The sequence below is a fragment of the Nitrospirota bacterium genome, assembly GCA_016207905.1.
GTDB lineage: Bacteria > Nitrospirota > Thermodesulfovibrionia > Thermodesulfovibrionales > JdFR-86 > JACQZC01.
The window spans coordinates 1-16,680 of record JACQZC010000004.1 but is presented as its reverse complement, the minus strand read 5'-3'; the positions used below and the strand labels follow the sequence as shown (position 1 = coordinate 16,680).

Annotated in this window: 14 protein-coding genes; 11 read left to right on the top strand and 3 right to left on the bottom strand. The window is 43.5% G+C overall.

All coding sequences use genetic code 11. The annotated features are described in order from the left end of the window. Positions 1–157 precede the first annotated feature (157 nt). Together HY805_00560 and HY805_00555 are read left to right on the top strand one after the other, a co-directional pair. Positions 158–1,468 carry an adenylosuccinate lyase gene (locus HY805_00560; protein MBI4822714.1) on the top strand — a complete coding sequence of 437 codons (1,311 nt, stop codon included), beginning with the start codon at positions 158–160 and terminating at the stop codon, positions 1,466–1,468. Beyond that, positions 1,443–2,237 carry an RNA methyltransferase gene (locus tag HY805_00555; GenBank protein MBI4822713.1) on the top strand — a complete coding sequence of 265 codons (795 nt, stop codon included), beginning with the start codon at positions 1,443–1,445 and terminating at the stop codon, positions 2,235–2,237. Before HY805_00560 ends, HY805_00555 begins: the two co-directional genes overlap by 26 nt. A 4-nt stretch (positions 2,238–2,241) precedes the next feature. Here HY805_00555 and HY805_00550 read toward each other — a convergent pair whose 3' ends face one another. Together HY805_00550 and HY805_00545 are read right to left on the bottom strand one after the other, a co-directional pair. Then, complete coding sequence (locus HY805_00550) at positions 2,242–3,231, bottom strand: acetyl-CoA carboxylase carboxyltransferase subunit alpha (protein ID MBI4822712.1); 990 nt, start codon at positions 3,229–3,231, stop codon at positions 2,242–2,244. Between the two features lie 31 nt (positions 3,232–3,262). Next, complete coding sequence (locus HY805_00545) at positions 3,263–6,694, bottom strand: DNA polymerase III subunit alpha (protein ID MBI4822711.1); 3,432 nt, start codon at positions 6,692–6,694, stop codon at positions 3,263–3,265. A gap of 152 nt (positions 6,695–6,846) precedes the next feature. Here HY805_00545 and HY805_00540 point away from each other — a divergent pair, with 152 nt between their 5' ends. The 6 genes from HY805_00540 (at position 6,847) to HY805_00515 (ending at position 11,946) form a co-directional block, all read left to right on the top strand. Further along, on the top strand, positions 6,847–7,200 hold the full coding sequence (locus HY805_00540; protein MBI4822710.1) for an SWIB/MDM2 domain-containing protein: 354 nt from the start codon (positions 6,847–6,849) through the stop codon (positions 7,198–7,200). Positions 7,201–7,383: 183 nt separating this feature from the next. Beyond that, positions 7,384–7,722, top strand: a complete 339-nt coding sequence (locus HY805_00535) for a hypothetical protein (protein MBI4822709.1) — start codon at positions 7,384–7,386, stop codon at positions 7,720–7,722. 62 nt (positions 7,723–7,784) lie between these two features. Next, positions 7,785–9,020, top strand: coding sequence for a trigger factor (gene tig, locus HY805_00530; protein ID MBI4822708.1), 1,236 nt, complete (start codon positions 7,785–7,787; stop codon positions 9,018–9,020). Continuing rightward, positions 9,017–9,619, top strand: coding sequence for an ATP-dependent Clp endopeptidase proteolytic subunit ClpP (gene clpP / locus HY805_00525; protein MBI4822707.1), 603 nt, complete (start codon positions 9,017–9,019; stop codon positions 9,617–9,619). The genes tig and clpP overlap by 4 nt, the downstream gene beginning before the upstream one ends. Continuing rightward, complete coding sequence (gene clpX / locus HY805_00520) at positions 9,616–10,860, top strand: ATP-dependent Clp protease ATP-binding subunit ClpX (GenBank protein MBI4822706.1); 1,245 nt, start codon at positions 9,616–9,618, stop codon at positions 10,858–10,860. The genes clpP and clpX overlap by 4 nt, the downstream gene beginning before the upstream one ends. A 51-nt stretch (positions 10,861–10,911) precedes the next feature. Further along, positions 10,912–11,946, top strand: a complete 1,035-nt coding sequence (locus HY805_00515; GenBank protein ID MBI4822705.1) for a hypothetical protein — start codon at positions 10,912–10,914, stop codon at positions 11,944–11,946. 27 nt (positions 11,947–11,973) lie between these two features. On the opposite strand, the gene HY805_00510 is transcribed toward HY805_00515, so the two are convergent. After that, entirely contained in the window at positions 11,974–12,456 is a 483-nt protein-coding gene (locus HY805_00510) for an adenosine-specific kinase (GenBank protein MBI4822704.1), read from the bottom strand. Positions 12,457–12,543: 87 nt separating this feature from the next. Between HY805_00510 and HY805_00505 the strand changes: the two genes are divergently transcribed. From HY805_00505 to HY805_00495, 3 genes are read left to right on the top strand one after another with little or no spacing between them, the layout of a single operon-like run. Then, entirely contained in the window at positions 12,544–13,107 is a 564-nt protein-coding gene (locus HY805_00505) for a DUF4390 domain-containing protein (GenBank protein ID MBI4822703.1), read from the top strand. Between the two features lie 2 nt (positions 13,108–13,109). After that, a complete protein-coding gene (locus HY805_00500) occupies positions 13,110–15,134 on the top strand; it encodes a HAMP domain-containing protein (protein ID MBI4822702.1) in 2,025 nt (674 codons plus the stop codon). Beyond that, the gene (locus HY805_00495; GenBank protein MBI4822701.1) at positions 15,127–16,479 is read left to right on the top strand and encodes a sigma-54-dependent Fis family transcriptional regulator; all 1,353 of its coding nucleotides are present in this window, start codon (positions 15,127–15,129) and stop codon (positions 16,477–16,479) included. Before HY805_00500 ends, HY805_00495 begins: the two co-directional genes overlap by 8 nt. The last annotated feature ends 201 nt before the right edge of the window (positions 16,480–16,680 follow it).

Here is a 16,680-nt window from a genome sequence, read left to right as displayed (position 1 = left end):
GCCGGTGAGAGAAGGAGATTATAGAAAGACCTCCTCGGATTTCCTTTGTTTTTGCAGGTAATTTCGGAAAAATCGGGCTTAAATTGTTAGTAACTCGGTCTGCATTTATTTAAATAAATTCTGCTATACTAAGCAATCTCAACCATAAGGAGAAGTAATGATAGAGCGATACACATTGCCTGAGATGGCTTTGCTCTGGAGCCTCGAAAGTAAATACAGAAAATGGCTCGAGGTCGAGCTTTCGGTCTGTAAAGTGATGGCTGAGGAAGGAGACATCCCTTATGATGCTTACAGGGTCATTAAAGGGAAGGCTAACTTCGATGTCAAAAGAATCGCCGAGATAGAGAAAACCGTTAAGCACGATGTTATAGCATTTCTTAGCTCTGTAGCAGAGCATGTTGGGCATGAGGCACGTTTCATACATAAAGGACTTACATCCTCGGATGTCTTAGACACTGCCCTTGCCCTTCAGATGAGGTCTGCATCGGAGATAATCATAAAGGACATAAAGACATTGATGGAGACACTAAAAAAACAGGCTTTCCTATACAAAGACACTGTCTTAATCGGAAGAAGTCATGGGGTTCATGCAGAGCCAATAACATTTGGTCTTAAATTTGCCCTCTGGTATGAGGATATGAAAAGAAACCTAAAGAGGGCAAAAGAGGCAAGGGATGTAATAAGCGTTGGAAAACTCTCGGGTGTAGTTGGCACATTCTCGAATATCAACCCTCATATAGAAGAAAAGGCACTTAGATTGCTTGGGCTTAAGCCAGAGGCAATCTCCACGCAGGTCATCCAGAGAGACAGACATGCTCAATACCTTATTACCCTTGCCCTTATAGCCGCTCAAGTCGAGAAGATTGCAGTTGAACTGAGACACCTTCAAAGGACAGAGGTCTTAGAGGCAGAAGAGCCCTTCGCAAAGGGACAGAAAGGCTCATCTGCAATGCCACATAAGAGAAACCCCATAGGAGCCGAAAACCTTACTGGCCTTTCACGGGTCGTGAGGGCTAATGCATCTGCCGGACTTGAGGATATTTCGCTCTGGCATGAAAGAGACATCTCCCATTCCTCGGTTGAGCGCATAATAATCCCGGATAGCTCTATCCTCATAGATTACATGCTCCAAAGATTAAACGAAATCCTTGGTGGGCTTCATGTATACCCAAAAAGGATGATAGATAACATGGAGCTAAGCTATGGGCTTTACAACTCACAAAGGGTCCTTATCAGCCTTATAGAGAAAGGTATGAGCAGGGAAGATGCATACAGGGCTGTTCAGCGTATTGCCATGCAGAGTTGGAAGAGGAAAACAGACTTTAAAAAACTCCTTACATCAGATAAAGAAATCAGGAAATATCTTAAATCTGAGGAGATTAAAAAGCTCTTCGACATAAGCCACTATCTAAAAAATGTGGGTTATATATTCAAGAGGGTGTTTGGGAAAAATCGAAAGCCTCAGTAACCCCCTGATAAAGGATGCCCTGAGCATAAAAAACCTTCGCTCAAAATACAAGCATGAGGCATTCATTATCGAGGGGCCCCATCTTATAGAGATGGCAGTAAATGCCAGAGTAGCCCTTAAAAGGGTTTTTATTACAGAGGAATTTGCCAGAGAAAAAAAATACAAAAAACTCCTTGACGCGGAAAAGCTCGGAACAGAGATATTCGAGGTTAATGAAGGCATATTCAAAAAGCTCTCTGACACAGAAACACCACAGGGCATCTTAGCAATTGCCTCTTATAAGCCAAAGGGGATTAATGACATCACATTCAAAAAGCAGGCTTTTGTCGTTATAAGCGATGGAATTCAGGAGCCTGGAAACTTAGGCGCTCTGATAAGGACATCCGATGCAGTGGGTGCAGATACCGTAATAGTTCTTCCCGGGTCATGCGATATATTTATGGGCAAAACCCTAAGGGCATCTGCTGGAAGTATATTCAACATACGGATTGTCTATGCAGATGTAGAGACGCTCCTAAGGTGGATTATGGACAGGGGAATTAAGCTGATTATAACCTATCTAAAGGCAGGGCAGTCTATATATGATGCCGATTTAACTATTCCGCTTGCCTTTGTGTTTGGAAACGAGGCAAAGGGTGTAAGGAAGCGTTTAAGGGAATCCTCTTCTTTAGCTCTAAAGATTCCAATCTATGGGAAAGCAGAAAGCTTAAATGTAGGTGTTTCGGCAGGCATCTGCCTTTATGAGGCAAGAAGGCAGAGGTTGAAGTGACAGGTTAGTCGGTGGGGTTTGAAGCTTCTTCGAGGATACTTCCTATTTTTCTCAACTTTTTATATCTTTCCTCTATGAGTTTTCCTGGTGGTTTTGTCTCGAGCTCCTCTAATGCCTTAAGGATGGTATCTGCTATTTTCCCGCCAGTTGTCTCTGGGTCTCTGTGAGCACCTCCGAGGGGCTCAGGTATTATATCGTTTATTACTTTTAATTCTAACAAATCATTGGCAGTGATTTTAAGGGCATCTGCTGATTTTGAAAACTCAGAAGTAGTGAGGTCTCCGTTTTTATTCCAGAGTATAGCTGCACAGCCCTCAGGAGAGATAACAGAGTAAGTGGAATACTCAAGCATATAGAGCCTATCTGCCACTCCAATGGCTAATGCTCCGCCACTGCCTCCCTCGCCTATGACGATGGACACTATAGGTGTCCTCAGCCTTGACATCTCCATGAGGTTCACTGCAATTGCCTCTGCCTGACCTCTTTCTTCGGCTCCTATGCCGGGATAAGCACCAGGGGTGTCTATGAATGTAACAATGGGCTTTTTGAACCTTTCTGCAAGACGCATGAGTCTCAGGGCTTTTCTATAGCCCTCTGGATGAGGCTGACCAAAGTTCCTCTTTATCCGTTCCCTTACGCCTCTTCCTTTCTGATGGCCGATTATCATCACGGATTTGCCTTTTATCTTTGCAAGACCGCCTATGAGTGCCGGGTCATCGGAAAACCTTCTGTCTCCATGAAGCTCTACGAAATTCTCTGCTATCATGGAGATATAATCAAGGGTATAAGGCCTGTCTGGGTGTCTTGCCACAAGGGTCTTCTGCCAGCTTGTAAGATTTATATATATCTCCGAGCGAAGGTCTTTTACCTTCTTTTCGAGCTTTCTTACCTCTGATGTCAGGTCTATGTCTTTTCCATCGGAGAGTCGCTTAAGCTCCTCTATTTTAAGCTCAAGCTCCTCTATTGGTTTTTCAAATTCAAGATAATACTTCATATAACCTATAATTATAGCAGATTGCCGTAAATTATATGACCCTTACAGAGCCTTTACCAAGGAAGTCTTCCACCTGCTTAATCAGTGTAGTGTCAGGGTTTATCGTGCAGGATGTCAAAATCAGTGCCTCCTTGTCATCAAGCTGGACCCTTATATAAAGGGGCTGACTGCCTGAGTTATCCTTTAGTAGTTCCTTTAGCCTTTTCAGGTTTACATTTATAGAGTTTAAATCCTCAGAGGCTTTTATGTTTATCTCCACCTTCCTCTTGTTTCTAACTAAAACGACTTTTTCGTTAAGACTGTGTATGTCTTTTGCAACGAGCTTTATGCCTTTTTCGGTCTTATCCAGAGAGCCCTTGACAAGCAGGGCAGTGTCCTTCTTAATGAGTTCCGGGTTATTCTTTAGGGTCTCAGGGAATATTATAACCTCAACGCTTCCTTCATCGTCCTCGAGACTAAGGTATGCCATCATCTCGCCTTTATCCCTTGTCCTTACCTTCTTAAGAGAAGTTACAATGCCTGCAACCTCGACCTCCTGCCTGTCAGTGAGCTCGTCGAGCTTCGAGGTGCTGAGTATGTTCAGGTCAAAGAGGAGCTTCTTGAATTTAGTCATTGGATTACCAGAGATGAAAAAGCCTAGTGCGGATTTCTCGTTTCTCAAAAGCTCTGCCTCGTCCCAGCCCTTTTGTTCTTTTGCCTCCACTGACTGTCCAAACAGGCTTAATGAGGGCTCCTCTTTGTTTGGCGAAAGCATACTCATCAGCTTTGACCTCCAGAGTCCTAACTCATTAAGACCTGTCTCTGATTTTTCCGTGGTGTTCCTCAGAGAGTCAAATGCACCTGCCATTATGAGCGATTCTAATACCTTTTTATTAACCCCTTTTGAATCCACCCTTTTTAAGAAATCCTCAAATGAGGCAAATGGGGTCTTTGACCTTGCCTCAAGTATTGCCTCGATTGCAGAAGCCCCAACACCCTTGACAGCTCCAATCCCAAACCTTATTGAGTTTCCAATAACCGTAAACTCCATTCCGCATTGGTTTATGTCAGGCGGAAGGATGCTGATTGCCATTGCCGTACATTCCTTGATGGATTTCACGACCTTATCCGTGTTGTCTATATCGGCACTCAGTGTGGCGGCCATGAATTCCTGAGGATAATGTGCCTTAAGATATGCAGTCTGATATGAAAGTAATGCATAAGCGGCTGAATGGGACTTGTTGAACCCATATTCTGCAAAGTTTGCCATAAGGTTAAATAGCCTCTCTGCACGCTTTTCTTTTATGCCATTTAAGCCTGCACCCTTTATGAATGCCTCCTTGTTCTTTTCCATTACCTCAGGCAGTTTCTTTCCCATAGCCTTTCTCAGGGAATCTGCCTGACCCATGGTGAAATTGGCAATCCTGTTTGCAATGCTCATTACCTGCTCCTGATAGAGGATTACGCCGTATGTCTCACCGAGGATTTCCTTAAGCTCAGGAAACTCATATTTGACAGTAACCATGCCTTTTTTCCTCTTTATGAAATCCTCAATCATTCCACTTCCTATTGGCCCTGGCCTATAAAGGGCAACTAATGCTATAAGCTCCTCGAACCTTTCGGGCTGCATCTTAAGCAGAAGCTCTCTCATCCCCCTGCTTTCAAGCTGGAATATCCCTGTTGTCTCGCCTGAGCACAACAGTTCATAAGTCAATTTGTCATCTAAGGGCAGGTCTTTTAGGTTAAGTGTGATGCCTCTTTCCTTGATATATCCGAGTGCCTTCTCTATTATAGTCAGGGTTTTTAAGCCTAAAAGGTCAAATTTAACAAGTCCTAATCTCCCCACTGCCTGCATATCGAATTGTGTTGTAATCGTTCCATCGGTGGGGTTTCTATAAAGGGGTGTGATGTCTGTAAGTGGCATTGGGGATATGACGACACCTGCGGCATGTGTAGATGCATGCCTTGCGATGCCTTCAAGACGGATTGCTATATCTAACAGTTCCCTTATCTTTGGGTTTGAGCTATAGAGTTCCGCCAGCCGGGGCTCAAGCATGAGTGCAGATTGAATGGTTATCTTTGTGCCTTCCGGGACAAGCTTTGCCAATCTGTCTGCCTCATGATAAGGGAAATCCATTGCCCTCGCAACATCCCTTATCCCTGCCCTTGCTGCCATTGTGCCAAATGTTATAATCTGTGCAACATGGTCTTTGCCGTATTTCTGGGAGACATAGGATATGACCTCAGGCCTTTTTGCCTTGCAGAAATCTACATCTATGTCAGGCATGCTCAGCCTTTCGGGGTTTAAGAACCTTTCGAATATAAGGTGATACCTTATCGGGTCTATCTCTGTTACCCCAAGACAATAAGAGACAAGACTGCCTGCGGCAGAGCCCCTGCCAGGTCCTACGGGTATAGAATGGCTTTTTGCATACTTTATAAAGTCCCAGACAATTAAAAAATACGATGCATAGCCCATCTTCTTTATGACCGAAAGCTCCTCGTTAAGCCTCTTCTGATAAACCGAAGAAGGATTGCCATCGAACCTTTCGTTAAGTCCTTCTTTGGCAAGCCTCTCGAGATAGGCATATGGGGTCATGCCATCTGCCATCTCATATTTAGGCAAAAGGTTTGCTCCAAGAGAAAACTCCACATTGCATCTTTCGGAAATAGCCCTCGTATTAAGGACAGAAGATGGTAGCTCCCTGAATGCAGTCTTCATCTCCTCAGGGGACTTGAAATAAAATCCATCCGAGCTAAATCTAAGCCTCTTTGGGTCATTAACGGTTTTGCCTGTTTGAATGCAAAGAAGGATGTCATGTGCCTTAGAGTCCTCTTTATCGAGGTAATGGCAGTCGTTCGTTGCAACGATGTCTATATGAAGCTCCTCTGAAAGCGAGATGAGCTTCTTGTTAATCTCATATTGCTCCGAAATACCATTGTCCTGAACCTCTAAAAAGAAGTTGTCAGGGCCAAGGATATGCTTATAGAGAAGGGCTGTTTGTCTTGCCCTGTCAATCATGCCCCGATGGAGATAATAAGGGACCTCGCCTTTCATGCAAGAGCTCAGGGCTATGAGGCCACCGCTATATTGCTCTAAAAGGTCGTTATCTATTCTCGGCTTATAGTAGAAGCCCTCTGTATATGCCCTTGAGACCAAAGAAACAAGGTTTCTATAGCCTGAGTTGTCCTTTGCAAGAAGGATTAGGTGGAAGGATGCCTCATCAAGGTCTGATCTTGATTTGTCAAAACGGCTCTTTGGAGCAACATAGACCTCACAGCCAATAATTGGCTTTATGCCTGCCTTTGTTGCCTTTCTGTAAAACTCCACTGCTCCAAAAAGGTTTCCGTGGTCTGTTATGGCTAAAGCAGGCATCCTCATAAGGGATGCCTTCTCCATAAGCTCATCGAGCCTTATTGCACCATCGAGTAAGCTATATTCTGTGTGCAGATGAAGGGGGACATAATCAGAATGGGGATGCATAAAAAATATTATATCAAAAGTGCTAAGTTTTTATCCCCTTTTTAAAAGTCAAGATACTTGAAGTTTTTCATTGACATGTTATTTTAAAAAATGTAGATTAATAGGAATGAAATAGATTTCCCGAATTAAAAATTAAACCCAAGGAGGACGAAATGGCTATGAAGATGGCAAAGAAAGCCGCTAAGAAAAAAGCGGTCAAGAAATCAGTAGCAAAAAGGAAGACGGCAAAAAAGCCTGCCAAGAAAAAGGTAAAGAGGACCCCAAGCGCAGCTTTCATGAAGCCAATGAACCCAAGTGAAGCCCTCTCCCCGATAGTCGGCACTAAATCGCTTCCAAGAACAGAGGTAACAAAAAAACTCTGGGCATACATCAAGAAAAACAAACTACAGGATAAAGTAAACAAGCGGAATATAAATGCCGATGCAAATCTCCTTAAGGTATTTGGCGGGAAAAGACAGGTCTCTATGTTTGAGATGACCAAGCTGGTCAACAAACACTTGAGCTAATAAACTCAGTCGGGCTCTTAAAGGCAGTAGGAGGACTTTTTAGTCCTGCTACTGCCTTTTTGTTTCGCATTTCCACAATGCCTTTTGCAGAAATGCAAAAAACATAAAACCCAATATCCTTAAATATCGGCTATTTATATCTGGCATGAAAAATGCTTTTTCTAAGGGTAGAAATCAATACCAATGAAGGAGGACTTGGAGATGACAACTGGTGCAAGGATAGGAAGAAACATTGGAGCAGTGGTCGGAATAATCGTATTTCTCGTATTTGGGATTGTTCCGGGATTTTATTTCGGAAGCTATGGAGTGCTGACAGCCCTGACACATCTTTTTGGAGGCCCTGTTGAGCCCAATATAGCAGTAAGGGTGCTTTTAGTGGTAGGCGTAGTGCTCGGGATATTCTGCGTTGGAGCAGTAAGTGTTGTTGTTGGTTCGGTGTTTGGAACAGTGGTTGGCTACCTCACCGAAGCACTTACATCTCGAAGGGCAAAAGAAGCCACCGTTGATGTGAAATCAGAGTAAACGAAAAGACAGACTGCTTGGGAAAATTGACAAATCCTTTTTCTATTGCTTAAATTAAAAGGATGCTCAAGACAGTCGAGGATATAAGCAAAACAAAAAAAAGACTTAAGATCGAGATTCCTGCTGAGACCATAGAGAAGGAAATCGGAAGCACACTTCAGAGGCTCAGGCAGGAAGTAAAGATACCCGGCTTCAGACAGGGCAAGGCACCCATCTCGCTTCTCGAGAAGAGATTTGGTAAAAAGGCAGAGGCAGATGCCCTCGAAAAGATAATCTCCGACTCCTATAGCACAGCTCTCAAAGAGGCAAATATAACACCTGTCACAAACCCGGTTATAGAGGAAGGAGGAGAGTTCAAAAGAAAAACTCCCCTCTCCATAACCCTGACAGTTGAGGTCAGACCAAGATTAGAGACGCTTAGATACGAAGGCATAAATGTCAAAGACATCTCTGTAGATGTTAGCAATGAGGACATCGAGGCAACACTCAAAAGGCTTCAGGAGGAAAAGGCTGTGTATGAGCCCTCAGACGCTGGGATAATGCCAGGAGATATTACAGTCTTTGACATAAAGACAGAAACCTTCTCCTTAGATGACCATATGTTTAAGGTAGGAACAGAGTTTTTCCCTTCTGAATTCTCCGAGGGGCTTAGAGATAAAAGAAAGGGCGATGAGTTTAGCTTAAATGCGAGTTTCCCCGAGGTGTTTCATATAGATGAACTCAAAGGCAAGAGTCTCGCTCTAAATGTGTTCATAAAGGAAGTGAAAAAGCCGACACTGCCTTCTATTGACGATGAGCTTGCAAAGGATATTGGTTTTGACAGCCTCGATGCCCTTAAGTCGCACATCTTTGAGGAGCTGATGAGGTCAAAGAAAGATGCAGTCGCAAAGATACTCAAGGCAGAGGTCTTAAAAAAGGTAATAGAGGAAAACGAATTCGAGGTGCCTGAATCCCTTCTTCATACAGAGCTTATGCATCTTAAGGAAAGGGCAAGACTAAAGGGGAATCTTGTGGATGAGGTATCGGATGATGAGTTGACTTCTGTGGCACAAAGGAACATAAAGGCATTGCTCATTATAGATATGATTGGGGATAAAGAGGCTATAACCGTTTCTGAGGATGAGATTAAAAAAGAGCTGAAGGCACTTTCTATGAGGCTCAGGCTGAGCCCTGAGAATGTAATAAAGTATTTTGTAACGAGAGATGGCTCTCTGGAAGGACTCAGACACTCTATGTTCGAGGAAAAGGTTTTAAATTTACTACTTGAAAAGGCTATAATAGGTAAGGAGACCGAATGAGCATTATACCGATTGTAATAGAGCAGACAGGAAGGACAGAGCGGGCATATGACATATATTCGAGGCTTCTTAAGGACAGAATAATCTTTGTGGGCTTTCCAATAGACGACCATGTCGCAAACACCGTAATAGCACAGCTTCTTTTTCTTCAGACAGAAGAGCCCTCAAAAGACATCCACCTTTATGTGAATTGCCCAGGCGGGATTGTATCAGCAGGGCTTGCGATATATGACACCATGCAGTATGTAAAGCCAGACATAGCCACTTACTGCATAGGACAGGCTGCAAGCATGGGAGCACTTTTACTTTCAGCAGGCACAAAGGGAAAAAGATATGCCCTGCCTCATTCGAGAATCATGATTCATCAGCCAATGGGTGGGTTTCATGGACCTGCGACTGATATAGAAATTCATGCAAGGGAAATTCTAAAAATAAAAGACACCCTAAACAGAATCTTGGCACTTCACACAGGACAGCCTTTTGAAAAGATACAGGCAGACACAGACAGGGATTTCTTTATGTCAGGCGAGGAGGCAAAGGCTTACGGGATTGTGGATGTGGTTATACACAGCATAAAAGCCAAAACAGGAGTGGCATGACGACAAAGAAAGAGGAAGGCTCTTCTTTTAAATGCTCTTTCTGCGGAAGGGGTCAGGATGAGGTTAAAAAGCTCATTGCAGGGCCAACCGTCTATATATGCGACGAGTGCATTGGGCTCTGTAACGAGATTATAGCCAATGAGATTTCTTCTGAGACTTCAAAGCATCCAGCATTTCCAAAGCTTCCGACTCCAAAGGAGATAAATCGCTCCCTCGAGGATTATGTCATAAGTCAGGGGAGGGCTAAAAAAATACTTTCGGTTGCCGTATACAACCACTACAAAAGAATCTACAGCCCTGCTGAATCGGATGTCGAGCTTCAGAAAAGCAATATCCTTCTCATAGGCCCAACAGGAACAGGCAAGACCCTTCTTGCCCAAACACTGGCAAGACTCCTCGATGTGCCTTTCACCATAGCAGATGCAACCACCCTGACAGAAGCAGGCTATGTTGGCGAGGATGTAGAAAACATAATACTAAAGCTCCTTCAATCCGCAGGATACGATGTAGAGCGGGCACAAAGGGGCATTGTATACATAGATGAGGTGGATAAGATAAGCAGGAAGTCCGACAACCCCTCAATCACAAGGGATGTCTCGGGCGAGGGAGTTCAGCAGGCACTCCTTAAGATAATCGAAGGCACAACTGCAAACATTCCTCCTCAGGGCGGAAGAAAACACCCACAGCAGGAATACATACAGGTCAACACATCAAACATACTTTTTATCTGTGGAGGTGCATTCGTTGGCTTAGAGGATATAATTGCCAAAAGAATAGGTAAAAAGGTCGTTGGCTTTGGCTCTCATGCCCTGCCCGAGGAAAGAAAAAACATCGGCAATATCCTGAACCTCGTCGAGCCAGAGGACCTCATTAAATATGGTCTGATACCTGAGTTTGTTGGAAGGATGCCGATTGTCGCAACATTGGATGAGCTCGATGAGACTGCATTAGTGAAGATTCTTATAGAGCCAAAAAACTCCCTTATTAAGCAGTACCAGAAGCTTCTTTCCTTTGATAGCGTAAGATTAGTCTTTACAGAGTCCGCACTTTCGGCAATAGCCCGAAAGGCTGTTCAGAGAAAAGCAGGTGCACGCGGGCTAAGGGCAATCCTCGAGGAGATAATGCTCGATGTGATGTACGACATCCCCTCACAGAAAGGCATAAAAGAATGCCTCGTTAATGACGATGTCATAGACAAGAAGGCAAAGCCTGTCCTGATATACGAAAAGCAGACTGCCTAAGAAGGCAATCAGCCACTTGAACATAGCTTTTTCTTTATGTTATATTTATTTATGAAACTAAAGCTATTGCTTTTGCTATCAGCAGTGGTTTTCCTTGCCTCCTGCGCATCTGCCCCACCACCTATAGACCTTTCCGGATATGTATGGCCAAAACCGCCTGATGAGCCGAAAATAAAACTTATTAAATTCCTCATAACAGATGTGGATGTAAGGGAGTTAAGCACTGTAGAGAAGATATTTGGCTCTGACCCGACATTCAGATTTGAAAAGCCACATGCCATTACAGTTGACAAAGACGGCAACATCTATGTGACAGACACACGCAGGAATCAGGTGGTTATAATGAATCCCGATAAGAAAACCTTCACCACCCTCGGTAACCCATATAGCTGGCGTTCTCCACTTGGCGTAGCAGTGGATAACACAAATAACCTTATCGCAGTTGCCGATGGAGCGTCCGGTCAGGTCTTTGTATTTGACCGTATCAGAAGGTCCTTCGAATATGCGATTGGCCAGAAAGGTGAATTTAGAAACCCTGTTGGTGTGGCATTCGATTCAGACAGACAGATACTTTATATCGCTGATTCTAAAAAACATGAGATATCCGCCTATTCCCTAAATGGTCAGTTCATAAAGAGAGTTGCAGAATCAGGTGTTGCTGCAGGTCAGGTCTATTACCCTTCACAGATGGTAACAGATGCCCAAGGACTGCTTTATGTGGTTGATACCATGAACTTCAGGATTCAGATTCTTGACCCAATGGGAGACCAACCGCCAAAAGTAATAGGCGAGCATGGAAATGCACCGGGAATGTTTGCAAGGCCAAAGGGCATTGCGGTTAGCCCAGATGGCTATATATTTGTGACTGATGCGGCATTTGGAAACTTCCAGATATTCGACAACCAAGGAAAGAATTATTTATTCGTTGGCATTACTGGGCCAGGACCAGGCATGTTCGATGTCCCGCAAGGGATATATGTAGATGACAATGATAAGATTTATGTTGCAGACCAGCTTAATAGGAGGGTGCAGATATTTCAGTACATGTCAGAAAGATATAAAGCAGAAGCAGGCATCCAGAAATAAATACTGCCTGCACCGTCCTCCTGCTATCTAAAGCTTATACCCAATCTTTCTTAGAAACTCCTTCCTATGTGCCTTATCCTCTGGTGTCTCAACTCCTTTTGGGGAGAAGCCATCCACAACGCCTAAGACTCCCCTGCCTTGAGATGTCTGTCCTACAATGACCTCAATAGGGTTTGCAGTTGCACAAAAGACCCTGCATACCTCAGGACAGTTCTTTATGGCATTAAGGACATTTATGGGAAATGCATCCTTAAGGATGATACAAAATACATGTCCTCCTGATATGTCCCTGAGGTTTCTTACACATGCCTCTATGAGGGCTTTGTCATTTCCCTCTGTCCTTATAAGGCAGGGACCCGATGCCTCTGTAAAGGCAACCCCAAAGCCTACCTGCGGCACAGTTGTCGCAACTGCTTCGTAGAGGTCCTCTATGGACTTTATAAAATGTGTCTGCCCTAAAATAAGATTAGTCCCCTCCGGTACATCCAGCCTTACTGCCTTAATCTCCATTTTCTCCTCCTTTGAGGGTAGGCTCTGCCTGCCCCTCCTATGCTATAATGAAAATAAATTTCTAAGGAGATGTCAAGCTAAAAATTGTTGCCTGCAAGATTTATCTTATATTTTGCAATATGTGCCTTGATAGTTCCATCCCTTTCTGAGGCTATCGATATTTCAGAGCCAAAGGTGTTGGTCAGCGAAAAAACTATCATTGTCTCTGCTACACTTAACCTTGGCGAAAAAGAGCTAAGTGCCATTAAAAACGGAATTGACAAGGAATTTATATTCCATGTAGACCTTTTTAGGGTCTGGAGGGCATGGCCCGATGAGTTTGTCTTAGGAAAGGTCATTACAAGGACACTTAAATGCGACCCAATAAAAAAGGAATACATTTTAACCACCTTTGACGGAACAACCCTCATAGAAAAGAGATTCCAAAGCTGTGAGCCTCTTTCTGCATGGGCTTCAAGCATCAGCGAGCTGAAACTTACAAATGTAGCCGAGCTTGAGCCGGATGATTACTTTGTTAGAGTCTCGGTGGAGTCACGGCTGAGAAGACTTCCGCCTGTAATCGGGTATCTTTTGTTTTTCGTAAAGCAGGTGGAATTCAGCATATTTAGAGACTCACAGGTGTTTTCAATTGGCAAAGGCAACAAAAAATGAAGGTGAAGAAACCCATTTTGATAGTTCTCGGTATCATTGGTTTTGTGGCAATTGCATCTCTTGTAGAGCTGTTTTTTGTCAGTATAGAGGCATCTCTTTCTAAAAAGCTCATTTTCTTCCTGCTTTTAAACATTAACATAGCAGGGCTTCTGGTCCTCATGTTTTTTGTTCTGAGAAGCCTGAGAGACCTTTATATGGAAAGAAAACGCAAGGTGCCAGGCTACAGGTTTAAGACAAAGGTAGTCTTGTTTTTCGTTGTCCTTACCGCCATTCCTTCGGTGCTTTTGTTTTTAACTGCAAGTGGTCTTGGCACTAATTACATAGAGAGACTCTTTAGCCCCTCCATGAGAAAGCCTGTTGAAGAAAGCTTCGAGATTGCAAAAGCCCTTTATGAGTTTGAAAGGAAAAGAGCACTTGAGTATGCTGAGATGGCAAGACAAGGAATAAGCCTTCCACCGTCATATAAGGTCATACGGCTTAGGGAAATGCCAAGTGATGCCACAGACCCTGTAAGAACTGCATTTTCAGGCTCTTCCTCTGTAGAGGTCATCTCTTTTAAGGGCAAAGACATGGTAAGGGCAGTAGTGCCTTCAAAACAAGAAGGAGTCATTGTCGTAGAGTCCTTTATCCCATCTGATATATCGGAGAATGTGCAAAGGATTAAGGAGACATATGAGGACTATATACAGATTGAGTCATGGAGCATGCCTATTAAGCTGAATTTTCTTTTAATATTGGGCTTTTCAAGCCTTATGATTATATTTTTGTCAATCTGGGCTTCCCTCAGAATAGCAGGCAGGATTACAGAGCCTGTTACATACCTTGCAGAGGCAACAGAGAAGGTGGCCGGAGGCGACCTTTCGGTGAGGGTCAAAGAAACTAAAAGCAAAGACGAAATCGGGCTTTTGATTACCTCTTTTAACCGCATGGTGGAAGAGATAAGCGAGGGCAAGGAGTCCCTCCAAGGAGCCCTCACGGAGTCAGACAGAAGAAGGCTTTATCTCGAAAATATCTTAGGTAATATCCAAAGCGGAGTCATATTCTTAGATGCAAAAGGAAGGGTGGCAACAATAAACCTCTCTGCCCTGAATATATTAGGGCTCTCAAAGGACGATGTCATTGGAAAAGACTATAGCAGTATTCTTGAGGGGATTGACTCGGAGGAGCTCAAGGCATTCATAAAGGACATAAACCTTTTTACGCTAAAGGCAGTTGAAAAAGAGGTGACTCTATCGATTGGCTCAAGAAATATCATACTAAGGGTCTCACTCACAGGGCTCAGGGACTCAGGAGAAGGACACCTCGGAGTCTTAGTTGTCTTTGACGACCTTACAAACCTTATTAAGGCACAAAGGGTGCTTGCATGGCAGGAGGTGGCAAGAAGAATCGCACATGAGATAAAAAACCCCCTTACACCAATAAGGCTCTCTACAGAAAGGATGCTTAAGAAATGGCTGGAAAAAGATAAGGACTTTAGCCAGATATTTGAGCGCTCGACAAATACTATAATAAAAGAGGTGGAGGGATTAAAAAGGCTCGTAGATGAGTTCTCGAGATTTGGAAAGATGCCTGAGATAAAAAAGCATCCCTCTCGGATAAAGCCCGTAATAGAAGAGGTCGCAAGTCTCTACAGGGCTTATAAAAACCTTTCCATAACTATAGAGGGCAATGATGCAATCGCAGAGGTTGATGTCGAGCAGTTCAAGAGGGTCTTTATGAATCTCTTTGACAATGCAGTCTCTGCAATGGAAGAAGGCGGAAATATCAGAGTGATGGTAAAGACCGACTATGCCGAAAACAGGCTACATCTGGATGTAGCAGACGATGGCCCTGGCATAAAGGATGAGGATAAAGAAAGGCTTTTCCTTCCTTATTTTTCTACGAAAAAACACGGCACAGGACTTGGACTTGCCATTGCAGACAGGATTATAGCAGAGCACGGAGGAAGTATCAGGGTCTCTGACAATAAGCCACATGGAAGTGTTTTTATAGTTGAGCTTCCCATAAAGGAGGTACTAAATGTCTGAGCCTGTCATATTAGTAGTAGACGATGAGGCAGGTATAAGAGAAAGCCTCTCTGATATCTTAAAGGACGAAGGCTATAGGGTGCTTCTTTCGGAGTCAGCAGAATCTGCCATTCCTGCTATCAGGGAGCAACCTCTCGACATTGTTTTTTTAGATATATGGCTTCCGGGAATGGATGGCATCGAGGCACTTGCAGAGATTCGCTCCATAAATAGAGAGCTTCCTGTGATTATGATTTCAGGACATGGAAATATAGAGCTTGCAGTTAAGGCAGTAAAGATGGGTGCCTATGATTTCTTAGAAAAGCCCCTTTCTCTGGAAAAGGTTACACTTACCGCTAAAAGGGCACTCGAGAAAAAGAGGCTTGAGGCTGAAAACAAAGCCCTCAGAGAGTCTCTCATGGAAAAACATCGGCTTGTAGGAGAAAGCACTGCTATAAAAGCACTTTTAAGCCAGATAGAAATAGTCTCAAAAACCAAAAGCACTGTCCTTATATTCGGAGAGTCAGGCACTGGAAAGGAGCTTACGGCAAGGCTGATTCATGAACTTTCTCCGAGAGCTAAAATGCCTTTTGTCGAGGTAAACTGTGCGGCAATCCCTCATGAGCTTATCGAATCAGAGCTTTTTGGACATGAAAAAGGTTCATTCACTGGTGCATTCGAGAAAAAGAAGGGAAAGTTCGAGGTATCAGATGGAGGCACGCTTTTCTTAGATGAGATTGGAGATATGTCCCCTGAGACTCAGGCAAAGGTCCTCAGGGCATTGGAGACACAGGAATTTCAAAGGGTCGGAGGTAGTAAGAACATAAAGGTAGACCTGAGAGTCATAGCCGCAACGAACAAAGACCTCAAAGAGGAGGTCAAAAAAGGCACATTCAGGGAAGACCTCTACTTTAGATTAAATGTCATACCCATATCCATACCACCATTAAGAGAAAGGAAAGAGGATATATCTCTCCTTGTGAAATACTTCCTCGAAACAATAGCTAAGGAATACGGAAAACCTCCTAAGAAAATCTCTGAGCCTGCATTAAAAAGCCTCATGGAACAACACTGGCATGGGAATGTAAGGGAGCTTAAAAACACGATAGAGAGACTCGTGATAATGACATCGGGTGATGTTATAGAGGGAAAAGACATCCTTTTCCCTGAAACGCTCAGGACAGATTATTTAACGCATAAAAACCTTAAGAAGGCAAAGGATGCCTTTGAAAAGGATTTTCTGTTGAATCAGCTTGCTCAAAACAACTGGAATGTCTCAAAAACAGCAGATGCCTTAGGCATAGAAAGAAGTAACCTCCATAGAAAGATTAAGACCCTCGGTATAAATCCCGACCCTTCGGGATAAATGTTCCATAAATTGTTCCACGTGGAACATTCCTTTATGATGCCCTCTCCTGTCACCATAAAAAATCGTTGCCATCTCCTTTTTTTATAGGTTCAATTTGAATTCCCTAAGTGCTTGAAATATCTTCATTTTTATCGTTAGAGCGTTCAATCTTTTTCATTTTGTTCAAATAAGCTGTTTTGTCATCCGTAGCATCAGCCT